We start from the raw sequence: 19,812 nt of genomic DNA on the forward strand, positions 1-19,812 counted from the left end.
TGAGTTCAATGAAAGTGGGCCGCAACGACCCTTGTCCATGCGGCAGCGGCAAGAAGTACAAAAGCTGTCACGCGCTGGTCGAACAGCGGCGGCCACCTCCGGCTCCGGTCGATGACCTCACCCGGCGTCGTCTGTACGAGGCTTTCGCGGCCTATCAGCGGGGGCAATTATCCGAGGCCGAAACGATCAGCCGAGCGATACTGAACAAGGCCCCGAGCCAGCCCGATGCGCACCATATCCTGGGGCTGATCGCCATGCAGCAGGGCCATTTAGGGGACGCGCTGGGGTTGATCGATCACGCCATCTCGTTGGGCGAGAACGACTCCATGCACTCCAATCGGGGGATCGTGCTGCAGGCCTTGGGACGCCATGAGGACGCCCTGCAGGCCTTCAACGCGTCCATTGCCCTTCGTCCGGCGTCTGCCCCCCTGTTGTGCAATCTGGGCGCGAGCCTGCTCAAACTCGGGCGTTTCGACGAGGCAGAGCCGGCGCTGCGGGCGGCGGTCGCGGCGGATCCTCGATTCGCCGAGGCCCACTCCGGTCTCGGGGCGCTGATGTGGGCTCGAGGTCGACCGAGTGTGGCCTTGGAGCACTACAACGACAGCTTGTCGATCGAATCGCGCCAGCCCGAAATCTGGGACCGCGTCGGCGTGATCCTCAACGCGGTGAATCGCACCGATGAGGCCCGTGAAGCCTTCACTCGCGCCTACCAGCTTGACCCTAGCCCGGTGCGACGGCTGCGCAAGACCTTGCTGATCAGCCATGTGTTCGAGTCGCTCGACGATATGTGGGCACAGCGCAGGCGCTTCGAGGCCGGCTTGGATGAATTGATCGAGGCCGGAGGGCTGGTTGAGAGCTCCAGCGGGCATCTATTTTGTGCAGCACTCTTCAATCTCGCTTACCAGGGCGACAATGTCCTTCCCGTCTTGCGCAAGGCGGCGGCCATGTATTCGGCGCTCTGCCCTTCATTGCAGTTCCGTGCCTTGCATGTCGACCGGCCGCGTGACGCCGCCCGACCGGTGCGCCTCGGCTTTTACAGCGCGTATGTTCATGATCACCCGGTTGCCCATTGCTACGCGGGTCTGGTCAAGGCGCTCGCCGAAGATCCGGGTTTCGAAGTGCTGCTGATCTCCGATCAGGCCCTTCCGCAAGGTGGAGGAAGGAAGCCCTACGAAGGATTCGCGGGCCGTTTCGTCCGGGTTTCAGGCTCCCATGAGGACGTGCGACGTCAAATTGCGGGTCTCGAACTCGATGTCCTGGCCTACCAGGATATCGGCATGGACGACATCAGCTATTTCATGGGCTTTGCCCGACTCGCGCGTACGCAGATTGCCATGGGTGGGCACCCGGTGACGACCGGTCTGCCCGAGATGGACATCGTCCTTTCATCGTCCCTGGGCGAGCCGCCCGACGCTCAAGCGCATTACAGCGAGCGTCTGGTCGCACTCGATCCGGGGCTCGCGAAGTTCGAGCGGCCAACCCTGCCCGAGCGGTTCAAGGACCGCGGCGCGCTGGGGCTCCCCGAGCAGGGGAATCTCTATGTCTGCCCGATGATGCTGCACAAGATCCATCCGGATTTCGACGTGGCGGTGGCCGAGATACTGCGGCGCGACCAGCACGGGCATGCCATCTTCTTCGAGCACCCGAACGCCGGCTGGGAGCGTGATCTGAGGGCGCGGCTGGTGCATCGTCTCGGCGATCGATTGTCAGAGCGCCTGCACTTCCTGCCATTTCTCCGGGATCGCGAGGACTTTGCGGCCGTCAATTACCACGCGTCGGTGGTGCTCGATCCGTTCCATTTCGGCATTGGATCGACGGTTTGCACCACGGTCGCCGTTGGAACACCTGTCGTGACCTGGCCCTCCGGCTTCCTGCGGGGACGTGTTGGCCTAGCCTTTGCAACATTGCTGGAAGTGCCGGAGTGCATTGCGGTCGATGCCGAGGACTTCGTCAGCCGAGCCTTGCGCATTGCCGGCGACGAAGCCCTGCGAGCAGAGTTGCATCGGCGCATCCTCGCGCATGGCGACAGACTGTTTGAAGGCAGCCTGTTCCCTGAAGCAGGGCAAGCCTTCTTCCATTCCTTGCTGCCGGCCCTGCTCGACGAGCCATTGCGCCCTTCTTCCAATGACTGAACGGCCGCTCTACGTCACGCAGCCACAACTGCCTCCGCTGGACGAGTTCCTGCCGATGCTGGAGGAGATCTGGCACAGCCGTCAACTGACCAACGGCGGACCGTTTCACGAGAGATTCGAGCAAGCCCTCTGCGAGTACCTCGGCGTCCCTCACGTCTGCTTGTTCACCAATGCAACGATCGCGCTGGTCACTGCTTTGCAGGCTTTGCGCATCGGCGGCGAGGTCATCACCACACCATATTCCTTTGTAGCCACCTCGCATGCGCTGCTGTGGAATGGCATCAAGCCTGTGTTCGTCGATGTCGACAGGGTCACGATGAATCTGGACCCGGCAGGCATCGAGGCTGCCATCACGCCGCAGACCACGGCCATCCTGCCGGTCCACTGCTATGGCCAGCCCTGCGATGTGGCCGAGATCGAGCGCATTGCCGACACCTACAATTTGCGCGTCATCTACGATGCGGCGCACGCGTTCGGCGTTCGCACGCCTGCCGGCAGCATCTTGAATCACGGTGATCTGTCGGTGCTGAGCTTTCATGCCACGAAGGTGTTCAATACCTTTGAGGGTGGCGCCATCATCTGCAGGGATGCGAAGACCAAACAGCGCATCGACCAGTTGAAGAATTTCGGCTTTGTCGACGAGGTCACCGTTGTCGCACCGGGCATCAACGGCAAGATGAGCGAGTTCAACGCCGCGCTCGGACTGCTGCAACTGCGCCATATCGACCGCGCACTGGAGGTGCGCGAACAGGTCGCGCAGCGCTATCGGGCAGCGCTTGCCGGCGTCGCGGGCCTGCAATGTCTGCCGGCGGGTCCTTCACAGGGCCGTAACAATGCCTACTTTCCGATCCGTGTGCTGCCCCGCTATCCGCTGAGCCGCGACGGGCTGTATGAGCGCTTGCAGGAGTCCGGCATCTTTGCTCGCCGCTACTTCTATCCCTTGATCAGCAGCTTTCCTATGTACCGAGGCCTGCCGTCGGCCGCTGCTGGCCACTTGCCCCTGGCCGAGCAGGCGGCTCGCGAGGTGCTGTGCCTGCCCATGCATGCAGAACTGGATCCCGGTGATCAGCAGCGCGTCATAGACGTGCTGCGTGATCCGCTGACCCGATGAACGCGACGGATCGGGTGGAGCAGGACGGTTCGGAAGACGCCAGGCGGCGAGTTGCCGTGATGCAGCCCTACTTCCTGCCCTACATCGGCTACTTCCAGCTGATGTCGGCAGTGGACTTGTTCGTGGTGTTCGATGACGTGAACTACATCAACCGCGGATGGATCAATCGCAACCGCATGCTCGTTGGCGGGGGGGCACACCTGTTTTCAGTGCCGCTGTCCGGTGCCAGCCAGAACCGCCTCATCTGCGACATCGAACTGGTGGCTGATGGGCACTGGCGGGAGCGCCTGCTGCGCACCGCCGGCCAGGCCTATGCGAGAGCACCGATGCGGGGGCGGGTGCTGCCGCTGCTGGAGCGTGTGATCCAATGCCCTGCGCAGCGGCTTGACGAGTTCCTGCTTCACAGCCTTCAAGAGGTGGCCGCTTACCTGGCGATCAGCACCGAGATACGTCCGAGTTCGCGGGTGTACGACAATACGCACTTGAAAGCGCAGGATCGGATCATTGACATCTGCAAACGCGAGCGCGCGGGCACCTATGTCAATGCGATCGGAGGTCGAGAGTTGTATGACGCCGCGGAATTTGCGCGACAAGGCTTGGAGCTCTGTTTTGTTCGGCCCCGGCTGGAGGCCTATGCGCAGCAGGGCGTGTCGGAGCCTGTGCCAGGCCTGTCCATTTTGGACGTGCTGATGAACAACGACGTTCCGACAGTTCGCGCGATGCTGAGCCAAGCCGATCTGGTTCACACCCCTTGATAGACGACCATTGACCCATGGCCGCTGCTGGCGGCCCCTTCATCACCATGTCCCTTGAACACGTTTTCGCCGAAGTCTTCAATATCCCCCAAGAGCAGGTGACGGATCTGCTTCAACTGGACCAGATTGCCAGCTGGGACTCCCTGTCCCACATGATGCTGATAGGCAGGTTGGAAGACGAGTTCAAGGTCCAGCTCAGCGGTGACGAGATTGCCGATCTCCGTTCGGTCGCCGATGCGCGCCGCGCATTGCTTGCGCATGGAGCGGCAGTGTGATTTTGCATGGCGCACAGGTGTTGCTGACCGGCGGCGGTCGTGGCCTCGGCAGGCACCTGCTGGAGCGGTTGCTTGAGCAGGGTTGCCGGGTCGGCGTGCTGGAACGTGACGAATCACTCTGCGCCGAGTTGCGTGATCGCCACGGTGACGGCGTGATGGTGGAGGTCGCCGACCTTTCCGATGCGCAGTCGGCCGACAGCGGCGTCCAGGCCTTGATTGCTCGCGGCTTGGCGCCGGAGTTGCTGGTCAACAACGCCGGAATCATCCACAACGAGCCGTTGGTGAACATGTTGGCCAGAGGGGACCGCGTGCATGGTCTGGACAGCTGGCGCCGCGTTCTCTCGGCGGATCTCGACTCGGTGTTCTTCGTCACTCGCCGCGTCGTCGATGACATGCTGAGGCGGCGTTGCCGCGGCGTGATCGTTTCGATCAGCTCGATCGCCGCCCATGGCAATGCCGGGCAGAGCGCCTATGCCGCAGCCAAGGCCGGCGTGAACGCGTTGACGATGACCTGGGCCAAAGAGCTCGGGCCCCTGGGCCTGCGTTTTGCCGCCATTGCCCCAGGCTTCATCGACACGCCGTCAACCCGCGCAGCCCTGAGCGAAAGCACGCTTCAGAAGCTTCAGCAAATGGTGCCGTTGCGTCGGCTGGGCGATCCGGAGGCAGTGTTCCTGGCAGTCAAGCATGTGGCCGAAAATGACTATGTCAGCGGCACCGTCCTCGAGGTCGACGGAGGGCTCAGCCTGTGACGGGTGGGCAGCCATCGCCACATTGCCATTTCAATCTGGGCACCGCCTTTGCCGAGGTCTGCTCTCGTTTTGTTCAGCGCACGGCGCTTCTCTACCCCGCCGATCAGCGCCGTGTCAGTTACGGCGAGTTGGCCGAGTTGGTGGATGTTGCCGTCGGTGCGCTCGCCAGCAGGGCGATGCCCAGGGGCGGCATCGTTGCACTCTTCCATGACAAGTCGCCCCAGGCCTTTGCCTTGATGCTGGCCTGTCTCCGCTTGGGCCTGCCCTATGTGAATCTGGATCCGGACAGTCCCTGGGAGCGGATTCGACGCATCCTTGAGCGCTGCCAGCCCGCCCTGGTGCTGAACGCGTTCCCATCGTTGGCGTGCGATGCGCAGCTCCAGGCCGCGGTTGCGGTGACGCCCCTGCAAGACCTGTACCGCCCTGGCGCGGCATCGTCGAGCGCGGACGAGCCTGTCGTCAGCGGCAATATGCCGGCCTATCTGATGTTCACCAGCGGCTCGACCGGTCAGCCCAAGGGCGCGGTGATGTCCCACGCTAACGTGCTGTGGTTCATCGCCTGGGCCCGGCGGCGCTTCCAGATTGGTCCCGATGACGTGCTGAGCAATGCGAACCCGATGTACTTTGACAACTCGGTGTTCGACTTCTATGCCGCCATATTCTCCGGGGCCACGCTGGTTCCGCTCACATCCGTCCAGGTGCGCGACGCACGCAAGCTGGTGCGGCTGGTGGATGAGGCGGCCTGCACGCTTTGGTTTTCTGTCCCGTCGTTGCTGGTCTTCCTGCTCACAATGCGCGCCTTGTCGGCCGGAAGCTGGCAGGGCATGAGGTGCATCGCTTTCGGCGGCGAGGGCTTTCCAAAGCGTCGATTGCGCGAGCTGTTCGAGCTGTTCGGCCCGCGAGCGCGCTTCGAGAATGTCTACGGCCCGACCGAATGCACCTGCATCTGCTCGGCGCACCGTGTCGAAGCCACTGATCTGGATGACCTCCATGGCTTGGCGCCGCTGGGCCATCTGGCACCAACCTTCGACTATCGCCTTTTGCCGGTAGAGGGAGAAGGTCCGGAGTGCGGTGAGCTCATGCTGCTCGGTCCTCAGGTCGGACTGGGCTACTACCGCGATCCAGAGCGGACCGCGGCCGCCTTCGTGCAGAACCCCATGCAGGAGGCCTATCTGGAGACTGGCTACCGGACCGGGGATATTGTTGAGCGCGATGCGACCGGGCGCTTGCACTTCCGGGGGCGCGTCGATCACCAGATCAAACACATGGGATATCGCATAGAGCTCGAGGAGATTGAGGCCGCGTTGTCAAGTCTTGATGGTGTGCAGGAGTGCGCGGCCATCTACCTGAAATCGACCGATGGTCTGGGGCAGATCCTCGCCTATGCCGTCGCCCATGGCGAAACCGCCGGCCTGCGTGAGGCCCTCGCGCAGCTGTTGCCTGCTTACATGTTGCCGAGGCATCTTCATTTCATCGATGCGCTTCCGAAGAACGCGAACGGCAAGATTGACCGCCGTGCGTTGCTCTCGCGTGCGGCTCAAGGAGGAACTCCATCTTGAAAACGGAATCGGTCCACAAGCCCCTGGTCCTGTTTGGCTGCGGCAAGATCGCTGAAGTGGTGCTTCAGGTGCTGAAGCAGGCGGGTGATCGTGAGGTCGTGGCTGTCTGCGCGGACCGCGAGTTCCTGCCAGGCGACCGCTGGCAAGGCTTGCCGACAGTGGCCTTCGAAGACTTGCCGGCGCAGTTCCCACCCGATCGCTTTGATCTGTTCGTGGCCCTGGGCTATCAGCAGATGAATCGATTGCGTGCCGACAAATGCCAGGCGGCACGGGCCCTCGGCTACACGCTGGCATCGGTGATCGACCCGGTGGCCCGATTGCCGGCGGACTCCGTCCATGGGGACAATTGCTTCTTCATGGGCCCGCTGCATGTGCATCCCTGCGTCAGCTTCGGCAGCAACGTCTTCATGTGGAGCGGTGCAATCGTTGGCCACCACAGCAGCATCGGGGACAACTGCTGGATCACCTCCGGGGCCAATATTGCCGGTGTTGTTGATGTCGGGCAAGACAGTTTCTTTGCCATCAACAGCACGGTTGCCCATGGGGTCAAGGTCGGTGCACGCTGCTTTGTCGGCGCCAATGCGCTGATAACCCGGGCAACCGAGGATGACCAGGTCTTTGTCGTCGAGAGCACCAAGCCGCAGCGGCTGACCAGCGCCCAGTTTTTCCGGATGTCCCGAATCGGTGATCTTTGAATCGCCGCAACTCTTATTGCCTTGTTGACTTGCCATGAAACTCGATCTGTGCAGGCTCTATGTCTGCCCCCTGACTCATACGCCTCTTGAACTGCTGGTCGATCAACAAGACGGCGACGAGGTCTTGGTCGGCCGCCTTGCCAGTGCGGTGTCCGGCCTCAGCTTTCCCGTCGCCGATGGTGTTCCGGACTTCACCCACCCGAGCAAGTTGCCGCCCTCCGACCAGGCCGCCAAGGACTGGTACGACGCCAATGCGGACGTCTACGACGAGTTCCTGCCGCTGACGTTCAAGACCTTTGGTGAAGACGAGACGGCGGTGCGTCAGGATTTGGTGGACCGTCTGCACTTGCAGCCGCATCACAAGGTGCTCGAAGTGGGGGCTGGGACGGGGCGGGATTCGATCGTCATTGCGCAACAGCTGTCGGCCCTAGGCGAACTGCATCTGCAGGACCTGGCCTGGTCAGTGCTGTCGCACAGCCGAGCCAAGCTGGAGGGCTTTGATGTCCCGGTCTCATATCACGTGGGCAACGCCGCCTTCCTGCCCTATCCGGACCACTACTTCGACGCAGTGTTCCATTTCGGGGGGCTGAACACCTTCGCGGACATCCAGCGCTTCCTGGCTGAATGCGTGCGTGTCACCAAACCGGGTGGCCGTATCGTTGTCGGGGACGAAAGCATGCCGGCCTGGCTGCGCGAGACCGAGTTCGGTCGGATCCTGATGAATTCCAATCCGCATTACCGCTACGAACTGCCGCTGCAGCACATGCCCGTGCAAGCGCGCAAGGTCAAGCTCGAGTGGATCATCGGCGGCGTGTTCTATGTGATCGAGTTCGACGTGGGGCAGGGCGTGCCTGAAGCCGACTTCGACTTCGAGATTCCGGGGCCCCGTGGGGGCAGCCACCGAACACGTTACTACGGTCACCTGGAAGGTGTCTCCGAGGCGACGCGCCAGCTGGCCCAACGTGCCAGAGCTCAGTCGGGCAAGAGCATGCATGGCTGGCTGGAAGAGGTCATCGCCGAGGCTGCCCGCCGCGAACTTGGCCAGGAAGGGAAGCAATGATCAACACGGCCAGGCAGGAGTAGTCGGGTCATGCAATGGATCAAGCAAGGCCTCATTTTCAACCCCAGCGCGATCGGCTCCGTGCCGGCAACGCACGCGCAGTGTCCGGTTCCTTTGCTGGTCGGCGAACGGCTGCGCCTCTATTTCTCATGGCGCCCGCCGGCAGCGGCCGATGGTCAGTACCGCGCGCAAGGGGGATTTCTGGAGGTTGATCCCCAAGACCCGTCGCGCGTGCTCTATGTTCATGACCAGGCGATACTTCCTCTTGGGGCTGCCGGAGACTTCGACCACTTTGGTTGCATGCCGGGTGGTGTCGTGTCGCATGGCGGCCGGGTCTACCTGTATTACTGCGGGTGGGACCGCCGCGTCAGCGTGCCCTACAACTGGGCCATTGGTCTGGCCGTCAGTGAAGACGGAGGCCGGTCGTTCCAGCGTGTCGGGCAGGGCCCGGTGCTCGGCCCTACTCTGGATGAGCCCTTCCTGCAAGCCTGCCCGACGGTACGAGTCATCGATGGCCGCTGGCATATGTGGTACCTCTCCGGCCTTGGCTGGCTGTCGACGGCAACCGGCCTGGAGTCCAGGTACGTTCTGATGCATGCCGAGTCCGACGACGGTATGCGCTGGCGGCGAAACGGCAAGCCGCTGCTGACTGCGCGGGTCGAAGAGGAATGCCAGACCAGCGCCGCGTTCCTCGAGCGGGACGGTGTCCACCATATGTGGTTCTCCTACCGCCACGGCATTGACTTCCGCAACCCAGCAAGAGGCTACCGCATCGGGCATGCCACGTCGGTGGATCTGCGTCACTGGGAGCGAAGCGACGATGCTGCCGGCATTGATCTGTCACCAACCGGATGGGATGCCGAGATGCAGTGCTATCCCAGCGTGATCTCGATCGGCGAACGCACCTATATGTTTTACTGTGGCAATCAGTTTGGTGCGGGCGGATTTGGCTACGCCGAGCTGGAGCGTTGAGTTGCCCGGAGGTCGCTAGGGCATCAGCCTGACGAACAGCGCCTTGCCGCACACGAAGGCGCGTTCTATCCGGTGGGCCTGCGCCGCCAGCAAGGCGTCGCCAACGCGTTGTGGGCCGTTTCCATGGGCCCAGATGTAGTCGTCCAGTATCAGCCAGCCACCCGGAACCAGCAGCGGAAACCACCGCTCGGTGTCGGAGGCCACGGCCGAGTAGTCATGGTTTCCGTCGATGTGGAGCACGGCGATCTTGCCGCAGTAACGGGTCTGCCCGAATTCCGGGCTTTCGACGGTGCCCGTCCTGCAATAGTGGGCGTGGCCATCGATCGAGCGCATCTGCAGATAGTTCAGCTGCCCCCATCCAACCGACTGCAGGTTGATGGCAAAGTCCTTCGGCAGCAGTGAAAAATCCCAGTCGTCGCTCAGTACCGTGCGCACCAGCTGCGGCGAGTCGTGCTGCTGTGCCGCCAGTGGTTCCCAAGGATCGATCGCAAGAACCTGACCGATGTCGTAGCGCCTGGCGAGCCAAGCCAGCACGGCCGCGGACCGGCCGACCAGGGAGCCGATCTCGACCACGTCTCCCTCCGGACTGCTGGCGAAAATCGCGATCATGGCGGCGATCTTGAGCTCGTTGCTCTCACCGTAAATGCCATCGGCCAGTTGAAGGACGCTGGCGATCGATGCCAACGGCAGCGGCTGGCCCCCCTCCGCCGTGCTGGAGATGAAACCTGCCATCGACTCTGCACGGGACATCAGATTGCGGCATCGCGCCACTTCGCGTGCAATCGGTGAGCGCCCCAGCAGCCGCAGAGGAAGCGCGCATTCCCGGATGGCTTGCGCGAGGCCTCCGTGTGCCGCGGCTACGGGTGAGTAGACCCTTGCGATGTTGTGCCGGTCGGCCAGTGCCATCAAAGCATCGGCAAAGCCTGCCTCATGAACAAAGGGCAGGGCCCAGACCTCTTGGCCCTCAATCTGCACACCATGGGCAGAAGGTCCGGAGGCGGCGAGAACGACGACCTCGCTGCGCTCCCTGGCCTCTTCGCGATAACGCAAACCATCCGGGTGATTGGCTGGAAAGATCAGCGTGCAGGAGGGCTTGATGCTGGGGCTTGTGGGCCGTTCGGGAGTCATGTTGGCGTGACGTATCAGATCTGGGGGTGCCATCCGGTGCGATGGTCCGGTAGGCATTTGCTTCGCGTTACCATGCGCGGCTTGGTGAAGCGGCTGCGACCTGTTTTCAACGGATGGAACGGGCCGCGGCGCGCATTATTATCCCGCGTAACTTACTTCGAACGAGTCAGCTCTATGTTGCATTGCTTCTACTGCAGCAGCCGCTCTTGGCTGCGGCTGCCCGATCCACACCCGGATCGTTCCCTGACGACCTCATGCATCCTCGTCAATGAGTCGCTCGGCAAGAGCCAATGTGCAGACTGTGGCCTGGTACAGCGGACCGCCCACCCGTTCCTGGGCCTTGGCGATTTCTATCAGCGGCAATACGCGCCGTACTACGAGCGGCTCGGCGTTGAGGAGTTCAATGCCGAGCGCTATCGCCAACTGGCCGAGTGGGTGGGTGAACTGGCCGGCCTGGCAGCGCGGCCTGCTGCCTCGGTGCTGGAGATCGGATGCGGCCGTGGCTGGACGCTTGAGGCTTTGCGGGCACAGTTTCCTGACCTGACACTGGCCGGTGTGGAGCCGTCCCTGGACAACAGCACGATCGCTCGTGAGCAAGGATTCGAGGTATTGACGGGGACCTTGCAGCAGGTGTTGCCGCAGATTGACCGACGCTTCGATGTGCTGTTCTCGAACCATGTGCTGCAGCACACCGTTGATCCGGTGCAATTCCTGGCGGACCACCTCCCGCTGCTGGCCGAGGACGGCTTGGTTGTGCTCAGCATGCAAGACGCATCGTCGCCGTCGAATGAGTTGCTCTTCTCCGACCAGAATTTCTCCCTAACGCCGGCACACCTGGCTGGCTTCGGCCGGCGTGCCGGGTTGGAGCCCATCGCCGTCTTGCCTGCGCCCCCGGAACGGGCGGGTTTGTATTTGTCTATGCTGGCCGTGTTCAAGCGCGCCGCACCAGCACCGCGCCCCGAGGCACCCGTGCCCGACGAAGCCAGTCGCAAGGCGCTGTTCGATAGTCGCCAGCACTATCTGAGTCAGTGGGCCGCCCTCGATGCCGGCCTTCAAGAGCGAGCCGCCGGAGCGGTTCGTCTTGTGAACTTTGGCGCAGGCATGTTCTCGAGCCTGTTGGCCGCCTATGCGCCGAAATGCTGGGCTCGGGTGGAAGCCTGTGTGGTCGATGGTCAGGGCGGGCAATTCTCCGGGCTGCAGGTCTATCCATCGATGGATGCCCTACCCGCCGGTGAAACGCCCGCTGTCGTGATGGGTGTCAGACCATGGATTCAGCCCGCGTTGAGCGCCCGGCTCGCGGGGCAGGGCTATCGGTGCATCCGCTGGGATGATCTTGTGTCCACTTGAACGCGGCACCGCAGGGGCAGCCTTGGGCAGGCCACATCGGCTTGTCAGGCTGCCTTGCGGCAGACCACAGCCAGTTGGTTGACCTGGATCCCGTAGTAGTTGTCAAACATCTGCCCGACGGAGAAGTCGCAGAACAGTGGAGACAATGTCTGTTCCAACTCAGTGGCATCCTTGAATGCCTTGAACTTGTAGCCGTTGCGCAGGCCGTAGACGTCGTTGCGAATGATCACATGGCCATCGGCGGTGGGTTCGCACCCCTTAAGAATGAAGTTCTCGTCGATGATTTGAGGTGCCGGACTGAAGACGGGGAAATTGGCGATCAGATAGCCCCCAGACTTTAAGACACGTGACATTTCGGCCAGGTTGTCTGCAAACGAGCCGCCGTTGTCGATGTAGTAGCTCGATGCGCAAGCCAGGATGTAGTCGAAACAAGCGTCTTCGAAAGGAATGCGGGCATTGCTGCCGACGCGCAAGTCTGCCGCCACGCCCGTCCCTGCCAGCCTGCCACGGACGAGTTCGCAAGTCTCCTCTGACACCTCCACGCCATGGATGGCGAGGCCGCAGTTGTGCAGCAGCTGGATGTTCCGGCCATCGCCGAAGCCCAGATCCAGCACCTTGCCGCCCGGGTACCGGGACTTGTCCAGCCTCAGCCCAGGATAGCTGCCGAGCATCGTCCTGATCACCCACTCAGTCGGGTAGCTGTGAATGGAGGCCTTGCTGAGATGAAAGGAGGAGTATTCTTCTCTGACGTTGTTCTTCATCGGACTCAGTGCAAGGGAGCATGTGATTCAAGTCCCGGGGCGGCATAGGCCGGACGTGTTCCGTATCCACTCCGCCGCCATCGTCGATCGGGCATGCCAGGCCCCTGCTCAAGTCTCCCTGCGCAAGGCGGGGAACAGGATCACGTCGCGAATGCTGGGCGAATCGGTGATCAGCATCATCAACCGGTCGATGCCGATGCCGCAGCCGCCGGTCGGGGGCATGCCGTATTCAAGCGCGCGGATGAAGTCGGCGTCGTAGTACATCGCTTCCTCGTCGCCGGCCTCCTTGTTGGCCATCTGGGCCTGGAAGCGGGCGGCCTGGTCTTCGGCGTCGTTCAGCTCCGAGAAGCCGTTGGCGTACTCACGGCCGGTGATGAACAGCTCGAAGCGCTCGGTGATTGCAGGGTTGGCGTCTGAGGCGCGTGCCAGCGGTGACACTTCGACGGGGTAGTCGATGATGAAGGTCGGCTGCCAGAGCTTTTCTTCCACAACCGCTTCGAACATGCCGAACTGCAGCTCGGGCAGCTTCCAGTGCTTGGGCGCCTCCTCGCCATGCTCCTTGAGCTTGGCGCGCAGCAGCTCGGCATCCTCGGCCTGCTCGATGGTCAGGCCGGCATGGACGACCAGCGAGTCGCGCACCGACAGGCGGGTGAAGGGCTTGTCGAGATCGACGGGCTTGCCGGCGTAGGTGATGGCGGCCGAGCCGGTGGCCACACGGGCGGCGTGGCGCAGCACCTCTTCGGTGAAGTTCATCACGTCATGGTGGTTCCAGTAGGCGGCATAGAACTCCATCATCGTGAATTCGGGGTTGTGCCGGACCGAAATGCCTTCGTTGCGGAAGTTGCGGTTGATCTCGAACACGCGCTCGAAGCCGCCGACGATCAGGCGCTTCAGATAGAGCTCGGGCGCGATGCGCAGGAACATCTCCTGGTCCAGCGCGTTGTGGTGGGTGATGAAGGGCTTGGCGTTCGCACCGCCGGGAATCGGGTGCAGCATCGGCGTTTCCACTTCCAGGAAGCCGTGCTCGACCATATGGCTGCGGATCGCCGACACCGCCTTGCTGCGGGCCACGAAGCGGGTGCGGGCGGACTCGTCGGCGATCAGGTCGACATAGCGCTGGCGGTACTTCTGCTCCTGATCGCTCATGCCGTGGAACTTGTCGGGCAGCGGGCGCAGGCTCTTGGTCAAGAGGCGCAGCTTGGACACGCGCACCGACAGCTCGCCGGTCTTGGTCTTGAACAGCACCCCTTCGGCGCCCAGGATGTCACCCAGGTCCAGGTGCTTGAACTCGGCATAGCCTTCCTCGCCCAGCGCGTCCTTGGTGACGAACAGCTGCAGGCGGCCGGTGGCGTCCTGCAGGGTGCCGAAGCTGGCCTTGCCCATCACCCGCTTGAGCATCAGCCGGCCGGCCACCGAGACCTGCACCGCTTGCGGCTCCAGCGCCTCGTTCTCCAGATCGCCATAGCGGCGCTGCAGGTCCAGTGCGCGGTGGCCCGGTTTGAAGTCGTTGGGAAAGGGCACGGCCACGCGCTGGCGCAGGGCGCCGAGCTTCTCGCGGCGCTCGGTGATGAGCTGGTTCTCGTCGATGGCGACAGGGGCGGGGTGGTGGGGTGCGGTGTGCTGGGTCATCATCAACTCGTTGAATTTGCTTGCAATTTTAGGCTGTGCGCGAGGCAAGCGCCGAATGCGCGCCGTAAAATCGCCGGCTTGGGCCCTTCGCGGCCGCGCCAGGCCTTTTGCATGAGCACCAATCTCCCCATCGTTGACCGCCCGATCCGCTTTGCGCTGGTGGGCTGCGGCCGCATTGCGCGCAACCATATCGACGCCTTGCGTGCGCACCATGCGCACGCCCAATTGGTGGCGGTATGCGATATCCGCGCCGAGGCCCTTCAGGCAACCGTGGCCGCCACCGGTGCGCCGGGCTTCGATTCCCTTGAGGCGCTGCTCGCAGGCAGCGATGCCGATGTGGTGATCCTGGCCACTCCCAGTGGCCTGCACCCGCGCCAAGCCATGCAGGTGGCCGCGGCCGGACGGCATGTGCTGAGCGAAAAGCCGATGGCCACGAAGTTCGACGAGGGCATGCAGATGGTGCAGGCCTGCCGCGATGCCGGCGTGAAGCTCTTCGTGGTCAAGCAGAACCGCTTGAACAGCACCGTGCAGCGGGTCAAGCAGGCGATCGACGAAGGACGCTTCGGCCGCATCTTCATGAGCACCGTCAACGTGTTCTGGACGCGCCCGCAAAGCTATTACGACGATGCCAAATGGCGTGGCCGTTGGGACATGGACGGCGGCGCCTTCATGAACCAAGCGAGCCACTATGTGGACCTGCTCGATTGGCTGGTGGGCCCGGTGGACAGCGTGCATGCCTACACGGCCACGCTGGCGCGCGACATCGAGGCAGAGGACACCGGTGTCATGAGCGTGCGCCTGCGCCACGGGGGGCTGGCCTCGATCAATGTGACGATGCTGACCTTTCCGCAGAACCTGGAGGGTTCGATCACCATCCTGGGTGAGAAGGGGACCGTGAAGATCGGCGGTACGGCAGTCAACAAGATCGAGCACTGGCAATTTGCGGAGCCTCGCGACGACGATGCCAAGGTGTTCGATGCCAGCTACACGCCCACCAGCGTCTATGGCTTCGGTCATCCGCTGTACTACGCCAATGTGATCCAGACCCTGCGCGGGGAGGCCAGCGCCCAGGTCGACGGCTACGAGGGTCTGCGCTCGCTGGAGATCCTGATCGCCGCCTATCGCAGTGCCCGCGATGGCCAGCGCGTCGGCCTGCCGCTGGTGTTCTGACCATGGCTTTCTGGAAGCATGAATCAGCCATCGTTGACGAAGGTGCGCAGCTTGGTGAGGGCAGCAAGGTCTGGCACTTTGCCCATGTGAGTCCCGGCGCCCGCATCGGCGCGCGATGCGCCCTGGGGCAGGGTGTCTACGTTGGCAACGACGTGACGATAGGCGACAACGTACGCATCCAGAACAATGTCTCGGTGTATGACGCCGTGACCCTGGAGGACGATGTGTTCTGCGGCCCCAGCATGGTCTTCACCAATGTCTACAACCCGCGCGCGGCGGTGGCGCGCAAGAACGAATATCGCCGCACCCTCGTGCGGCGCGGTGCCACGCTGGGAGCCAACTGCACCGTGGTCTGCGGTCATACGATAGGCCGCTATGCCTTCATCGGGGCCGGTGCGGTGGTGCAAAAGGATGTGCCCGATTTCGCCCTGATGGTGGGCGTGCCGGCGCGTCGCATCGGCTGGATGAGCCGCTTCGGCGAGCGGCTGGAACTGCCGGTCAGCGGGGTGGGCGAAGCCAACTGCCCGCACACCGGCGATCACTATGTGCTGCAGGGTGAGACCTGTACACTCGAAAAAGAAGGAACCCTGCCTTGAGCCTGCCATTCATCGACCTGAAGTCGCAATACGCGGCGCTCAAGACCAGCATTGACGCGCGCATCCAGCGCGTGCTCGACCACGGCCAGTACATCATGGGCCCCGAGGTCAAGGAGCTGGAGCAGGCGCTGGCCACTTATACCGGCGCCAAGCATTGCATCACCGTCGCCAGCGGCACCGAGGCCCTGCTGATTGCGCTGATGGCCCTGGATTTCAAGCCCGGCGACGAGGTCATCACCACACCGTTCACCTTCGCCGCCACCGCCGAGGTGATCGTCCTCCTGGGTGGGGTGCCGGTGTTCGTCGATATCGAGCCCGACACCTGCAATATCGATGCGAGCCTGATCGAGGCCGCCATCACGCCGCGCACACGCGCCATCATGCCGGTGGGGCTGTACGGCCAGGTGGCCGATATGGACGAGATCAACGCGGTGGCCGCCAGGCATGGCCTGGCCGTGATCGAAGACGCGGCGCAGAGCTTTGGCGCGAGCTACAAGAGTCGCAAGAGCTGCAACCTCAGCACCTTCGGCTGCACCAGTTTCTTCCCCAGCAAGCCGCTGGGCTGCTATGGCGACGGCGGTGCGATCTTCACCAACGACGATGCAATGGCCCAGGCCAGCCGCGAGATCCGTGTACACGGCCAGAGTCAGCGCTACACCCACACACGGCTGGGCGTTGGCGGCCGCATGGACACCTTGCAATGCGCCATCGTGCTCGGCAAGCTGGAGCGCTTCGACTGGGAGGTCGCCCAGCGCCTGGCGATCGGCGAGCGCTACCAGCAGCTGCTGGCCGAGCTGCCGGCATCCTTGAACATTCAGCGCCTGGTTGTGCGCGACGACAGAGACTGCGTCTGGGCCCAGTTCACGCTGTCCGTCGATCATCGCGAGCAGGTGCAGCAGCGGCTGCAGGAGGCCGGCATCCCGACCGCGATCCATTACCCGAAGCCCCTGCATCAGCAGCCCTTTTACCAGCGCTATGGCCAGGGCCAGAGCCTGCCGCACAGCGAGCGCGCGGCGCGGCGGGTGATGAGCCTGCCGATGAGCGCCGATCTCGCACCGGCGCAGCAGGACAGCGTCATACAGGCATTGATTGCCGCCACCAGGGTTTCAGCATGATCGAGAACAAAACCATCTTCATCACCGGCGGCGCCGGCTTCATCGCCAGCACGCTGATTGCCCGGCTGGCCGAGCGCAATCGCATCGTCGTGTACGACAATTACACGCGCAACACGCTCAAGGACACGCCCTTCGACCAGCACCCCAACGTGACCCAGATCCGTGGCGACGTGCTCGATTTCGAGCATCTGAAGGCCTCGATGCAGGGCGCCAACATCGTTGTCCACGCGGCGGCCATTGCCGGCATCGAGAGCACCGTGAAGAACCCGGTCACGACGATGCGGGTGAACATGATAGGCAGCGCCAATGCGCTGGAGGCCGCGCATCAGATCGGCGGTGTCGAACGTTTTCTGGAGTTCAGCACCTCGGAGGTGTTCGGCTCGCAGGCCTTCAAGGTCACCGAAGGGGCCAGCACGGTCACCGGCGCGGTGGGCGAGGCGCGCTGGACTTATGCCGTCAGCAAGCTGGCCGGCGAGCACCTGGCCCACGCCTACTTCAAGCAGCATGGCCTGCCCACGGTCACGGTGCGGCCGTTCAATGTCTACGGCCCGGGCCAGACCGGCGAGGGCGCCCTGTCCATCTTCATCCGCAAGGCGCTGAAGGGCGAGGACCTGCTGATCTTCGGCGATGGCGCGCAGATTCGAGCCTGGTGCTATGTGGACGATATGGTCGAAGGCCTGATGTGCGCGCTGGAGCACCCCAATGCGGTGGGCGAATCGTTCAATATCGGCAATGCCCGCGCCGTGGTCACCATCTACGGCCTGGCCGAGGCCGTGTGCCGGGTGGTTGGCAGCCAGAGCAAGATCCTGTTCCGCCCGGCGCTCTCGGCCGACATCGAGTTGCGCATTCCGAATGTGGACAAGTCCCGCGATCTGATCGGGTTTTCGGCCCAGGTGGATCTCGACGAAGGCCTGCGCCGCACGGCGCAGTGGATCGCCGCCAACGAGTCGCTGCTGCCTGCCCTGGCGCCGATCTTCCGCAGCTGAGGGCCGGCGATGCTGCGCCTTTCAAGGCCGAATATCGACGAGGCGGCGATTGCCGCCGCCGCTGCCGTGCTGCGCAGCGGCCAGCTTGTGCAGGGCCCGCAGGTGGCCGGTTTCGAGGTCGAGCTGCAGGCCTGGCTGGGCTGCCGGCATGCTGTGCTGGTGTCCTCAGGCACGGCGGCGCTGCATCTGGCGCTGGTGGCGCTGGGCATAGGGCCAGGGGACGCCGTGCTGGTGCCCGACTTCACCTTTCCGGCCACCGGCAATGTCGTGCGCCTGGTCGGCGCGCGGCCGGTGCTGGTCGATGTCGACCCGGTCCGCTATTGCGTCACACCCCAGGGGCTGGAGGCTGCGCTGGCGCGCTGGCAGGGGCCGCAGACGCTGCGGGCGCTGATGCCGGTGCACGAGTTCGGCGCGCCCGTCGACATGGCCGCGGTGGCGGCGCTGGCGCGAGACCGGGGCCTGCATGTGATCGAGGATGCGGCATGCGCCATCGGGGCACGCTTTGGCGCGATGCCGGGCACCCTCGTGGGCAGCGGTGGCGATGTGGCCTGCTTCTCCCTGCACCCCCGCAAGACGCTGACGACGGGTGAGGGCGGCATCCTGACCACCGACAACGACGAGCTGGCCCTGCGCCTGCGCCGGCTGCGCAACCACGGCATGGAGCGCAGTCCGGTGGGTCTGGTGTTCCATGAGGCGGGCTACAACCTGCGTCTGACGGAATTCCAGGCCGCCCTGGGCCGGGCCCAGCTGCCTCATCTGTCCGGCTGGATCGAGCAGCGCCGGGCGCTTGCCGGTGCCTACCGTGCGGCGTTGCAGCCCCTGGCGCAGGCCGGCCTGCTGAGCCTGCCGGCCGATCACGCCGGTCACAGCTGGCAGACCTTCATGGTGGTGCTGAGCGAGCATTTCGATCGCGCCCGGGTGATTCGAGACCTGGCGGCCCAAGGCGTCGAGGCCAATCTGGGCGCGCAGTGCCTGTCGGCGCTGGCGGCATTCGCCGGCTGCGCACTCGATGCGAACACCGAGGGCGTTTCACCGGTGGCATCGCGCTTGTACGACCAGGGGTTGGCGCTGCCATTCTGCGAACAGTATGGCGAGGCGGAGGTGCAGCAGGTGACCTCGGTGTTGAGCCAGGTCCTGCAGCCAAACCGTCATGGATGAGTTCCTGAAGGCGCTGGAGCCTCGTATCGGCGAGTTGATGCAGGAGGTGCTTGGCGCCCGCATCGACAGCGAGCGCAACCGCGTCCTGCGCCGTGACATCGCCCTGCGCTTTCTGTCGCAATTGCTGACCGATGACGAGCGGGCCCGCCTGCTGGGCCTGCCGGCCAGCTGCCGGGTGCGCGAGAACAGCAAGATACTGATGCCCGAGAAGCTGGTCTGCGGCGAGCATGTCTGGGTGGGCGAGAACGCCTACATCGACGCCTCCGGTGGACTGGAGATCGGCGACCACACGACGATTGGCGTGGGGGTGTATGTCTGGACGCACACCAGCGCATTGGCCAATCTGCTGCTGGCCAACCGGCCCGGCGGAGCGCAGGTCATCAGGCGCCCGACGCGCATCGGCAAAGGCTGCTACATCGTCGGCCACTCGGTCATCAATCCGGGCGTGACCATTGGCGACGGTGCCATGGTGCTGCCGATGTCGGCGGTGACACGTGACGTGCCGGCGGGCAGCATCGTCGCCGGTGCGCCTGCCGTGCCGGTGGCCGAGGTCGACGAAGCCTTCATCGCGACCCTGCAGGCTGAACTGCGCACGCAGCGCGGCGCCTGACCGA

The 19,812-nt window shown here is 63.7% G+C and carries 19 protein-coding genes; 16 read left to right on the top strand and 3 right to left on the bottom strand.

The window, feature by feature from the left end:
• Nucleotides 1-8 precede the first annotated feature (8 nt).
• The 9 genes from DES47_RS13165 to DES47_RS13205 all read left to right on the top strand — a co-directional run bounded on the left by DES47_RS13165 (nucleotide 9) and on the right by DES47_RS13205 (nucleotide 9,308).
• On the top strand, nucleotides 9-2,132 hold the full coding sequence (locus DES47_RS13165) for a tetratricopeptide repeat protein (protein ID WP_208114989.1): 2,124 nt from the start codon (nucleotides 9-11) through the stop codon (nucleotides 2,130-2,132).
• Entirely contained in the window at nucleotides 2,125-3,243 is a 1,119-nt protein-coding gene (locus tag DES47_RS13170) for a DegT/DnrJ/EryC1/StrS family aminotransferase (protein ID WP_133701164.1), read from the top strand. Before DES47_RS13165 ends, DES47_RS13170 begins: the two co-directional genes overlap by 8 nt.
• The gene (locus tag DES47_RS13175) at nucleotides 3,240-3,998 is read left to right on the top strand and encodes a WbqC family protein (RefSeq protein WP_243748291.1); all 759 of its coding nucleotides are present in this window, start codon (nucleotides 3,240-3,242) and stop codon (nucleotides 3,996-3,998) included. Before DES47_RS13170 ends, DES47_RS13175 begins: the two co-directional genes overlap by 4 nt.
• A 17-nt stretch (nucleotides 3,999-4,015) precedes the next feature.
• Nucleotides 4,016-4,273: an acyl carrier protein gene (locus DES47_RS13180; RefSeq protein ID WP_133701165.1), complete on the top strand. Its 258-nt coding sequence runs from the start codon at nucleotides 4,016-4,018 to the stop codon at nucleotides 4,271-4,273.
• Nucleotides 4,270-5,022 (top strand): SDR family oxidoreductase, encoded by a 753-nt coding sequence (locus tag DES47_RS13185; RefSeq protein ID WP_166651974.1) that lies wholly within the window; start codon nucleotides 4,270-4,272, stop codon nucleotides 5,020-5,022. Before DES47_RS13180 ends, DES47_RS13185 begins: the two co-directional genes overlap by 4 nt.
• Nucleotides 5,019-6,581: an AMP-binding protein gene (locus DES47_RS13190; RefSeq protein ID WP_133701167.1), complete on the top strand. Its 1,563-nt coding sequence runs from the start codon at nucleotides 5,019-5,021 to the stop codon at nucleotides 6,579-6,581. The genes DES47_RS13185 and DES47_RS13190 overlap by 4 nt, the downstream gene beginning before the upstream one ends.
• Before the next feature lie 68 nt (nucleotides 6,582-6,649).
• On the top strand, nucleotides 6,650-7,276 hold the full coding sequence (locus DES47_RS13195; protein ID WP_133701168.1) for an acetyltransferase: 627 nt from the start codon (nucleotides 6,650-6,652) through the stop codon (nucleotides 7,274-7,276).
• Nucleotides 7,277-7,310: 34 nt separating this feature from the next.
• A complete protein-coding gene (locus DES47_RS13200) occupies nucleotides 7,311-8,336 on the top strand; it encodes a methyltransferase domain-containing protein (RefSeq protein ID WP_133701169.1) in 1,026 nt (341 codons plus the stop codon).
• Nucleotides 8,337-8,366: 30 nt separating this feature from the next.
• Entirely contained in the window at nucleotides 8,367-9,308 is a 942-nt protein-coding gene (locus DES47_RS13205; RefSeq protein WP_133701170.1) for a glycoside hydrolase family protein, read from the top strand.
• Nucleotides 9,309-9,323: 15 nt separating this feature from the next.
• Here DES47_RS13205 and DES47_RS13210 read toward each other — a convergent pair whose 3' ends face one another.
• A complete protein-coding gene (locus tag DES47_RS13210) occupies nucleotides 9,324-10,436 on the bottom strand; it encodes a class I SAM-dependent methyltransferase (protein ID WP_166651975.1) in 1,113 nt (370 codons plus the stop codon).
• A 174-nt stretch (nucleotides 10,437-10,610) separates the two neighbouring features.
• On the opposite strand from DES47_RS13210, the gene DES47_RS13215 reads away from it, so the two are divergent.
• Nucleotides 10,611-11,783, top strand: a complete 1,173-nt coding sequence (locus DES47_RS13215; protein WP_166651976.1) for a class I SAM-dependent DNA methyltransferase — start codon at nucleotides 10,611-10,613, stop codon at nucleotides 11,781-11,783.
• A gap of 44 nt (nucleotides 11,784-11,827) precedes the next feature.
• Here DES47_RS13215 and DES47_RS13220 read toward each other — a convergent pair whose 3' ends face one another.
• Nucleotides 11,828-12,544 carry a class I SAM-dependent methyltransferase gene (locus DES47_RS13220; RefSeq protein ID WP_133701173.1) on the bottom strand — a complete coding sequence of 239 codons (717 nt, stop codon included), beginning with the start codon at nucleotides 12,542-12,544 and terminating at the stop codon, nucleotides 11,828-11,830.
• A 108-nt stretch (nucleotides 12,545-12,652) separates the two neighbouring features.
• Nucleotides 12,653-14,173: a lysine--tRNA ligase gene (gene lysS / locus DES47_RS13225; protein WP_425057438.1), complete on the bottom strand. Its 1,521-nt coding sequence runs from the start codon at nucleotides 14,171-14,173 to the stop codon at nucleotides 12,653-12,655.
• Nucleotides 14,174-14,284: 111 nt separating this feature from the next.
• Here lysS and DES47_RS13230 point away from each other — a divergent pair, with 111 nt between their 5' ends.
• The 6 genes from DES47_RS13230 to DES47_RS13255 are packed head-to-tail and all read left to right on the top strand — an operon-like array spanning nucleotide 14,285 to nucleotide 19,808.
• Nucleotides 14,285-15,343 carry a Gfo/Idh/MocA family protein gene (locus DES47_RS13230; RefSeq protein ID WP_133701175.1) on the top strand — a complete coding sequence of 353 codons (1,059 nt, stop codon included), beginning with the start codon at nucleotides 14,285-14,287 and terminating at the stop codon, nucleotides 15,341-15,343.
• A gap of 2 nt (nucleotides 15,344-15,345) precedes the next feature.
• Nucleotides 15,346-15,939, top strand: coding sequence for an acyltransferase (locus DES47_RS13235; RefSeq protein ID WP_133701176.1), 594 nt, complete (start codon nucleotides 15,346-15,348; stop codon nucleotides 15,937-15,939).
• A gap of 2 nt (nucleotides 15,940-15,941) precedes the next feature.
• Nucleotides 15,942-17,054 carry a DegT/DnrJ/EryC1/StrS family aminotransferase gene (locus DES47_RS13240; protein ID WP_133701565.1) on the top strand — a complete coding sequence of 371 codons (1,113 nt, stop codon included), beginning with the start codon at nucleotides 15,942-15,944 and terminating at the stop codon, nucleotides 17,052-17,054.
• Nucleotides 17,051-18,040, top strand: coding sequence for an NAD-dependent epimerase/dehydratase family protein (locus DES47_RS13245; protein WP_133701177.1), 990 nt, complete (start codon nucleotides 17,051-17,053; stop codon nucleotides 18,038-18,040). The genes DES47_RS13240 and DES47_RS13245 overlap by 4 nt, the downstream gene beginning before the upstream one ends.
• A gap of 9 nt (nucleotides 18,041-18,049) precedes the next feature.
• Nucleotides 18,050-19,198 (top strand): DegT/DnrJ/EryC1/StrS family aminotransferase, encoded by a 1,149-nt coding sequence (locus DES47_RS13250; protein WP_133701178.1) that lies wholly within the window; start codon nucleotides 18,050-18,052, stop codon nucleotides 19,196-19,198.
• The gene (locus DES47_RS13255) at nucleotides 19,191-19,808 is read left to right on the top strand and encodes an acyltransferase (protein WP_133701179.1); all 618 of its coding nucleotides are present in this window, start codon (nucleotides 19,191-19,193) and stop codon (nucleotides 19,806-19,808) included. The genes DES47_RS13250 and DES47_RS13255 overlap by 8 nt, the downstream gene beginning before the upstream one ends.
• The last annotated feature ends 4 nt before the right edge of the window (nucleotides 19,809-19,812 follow it).

The organism is Roseateles toxinivorans (assembly GCF_004362525.1).
GTDB classification, from domain to species: Bacteria; Pseudomonadota; Gammaproteobacteria; order Burkholderiales; family Burkholderiaceae_C; genus Paucibacter; species Paucibacter toxinivorans.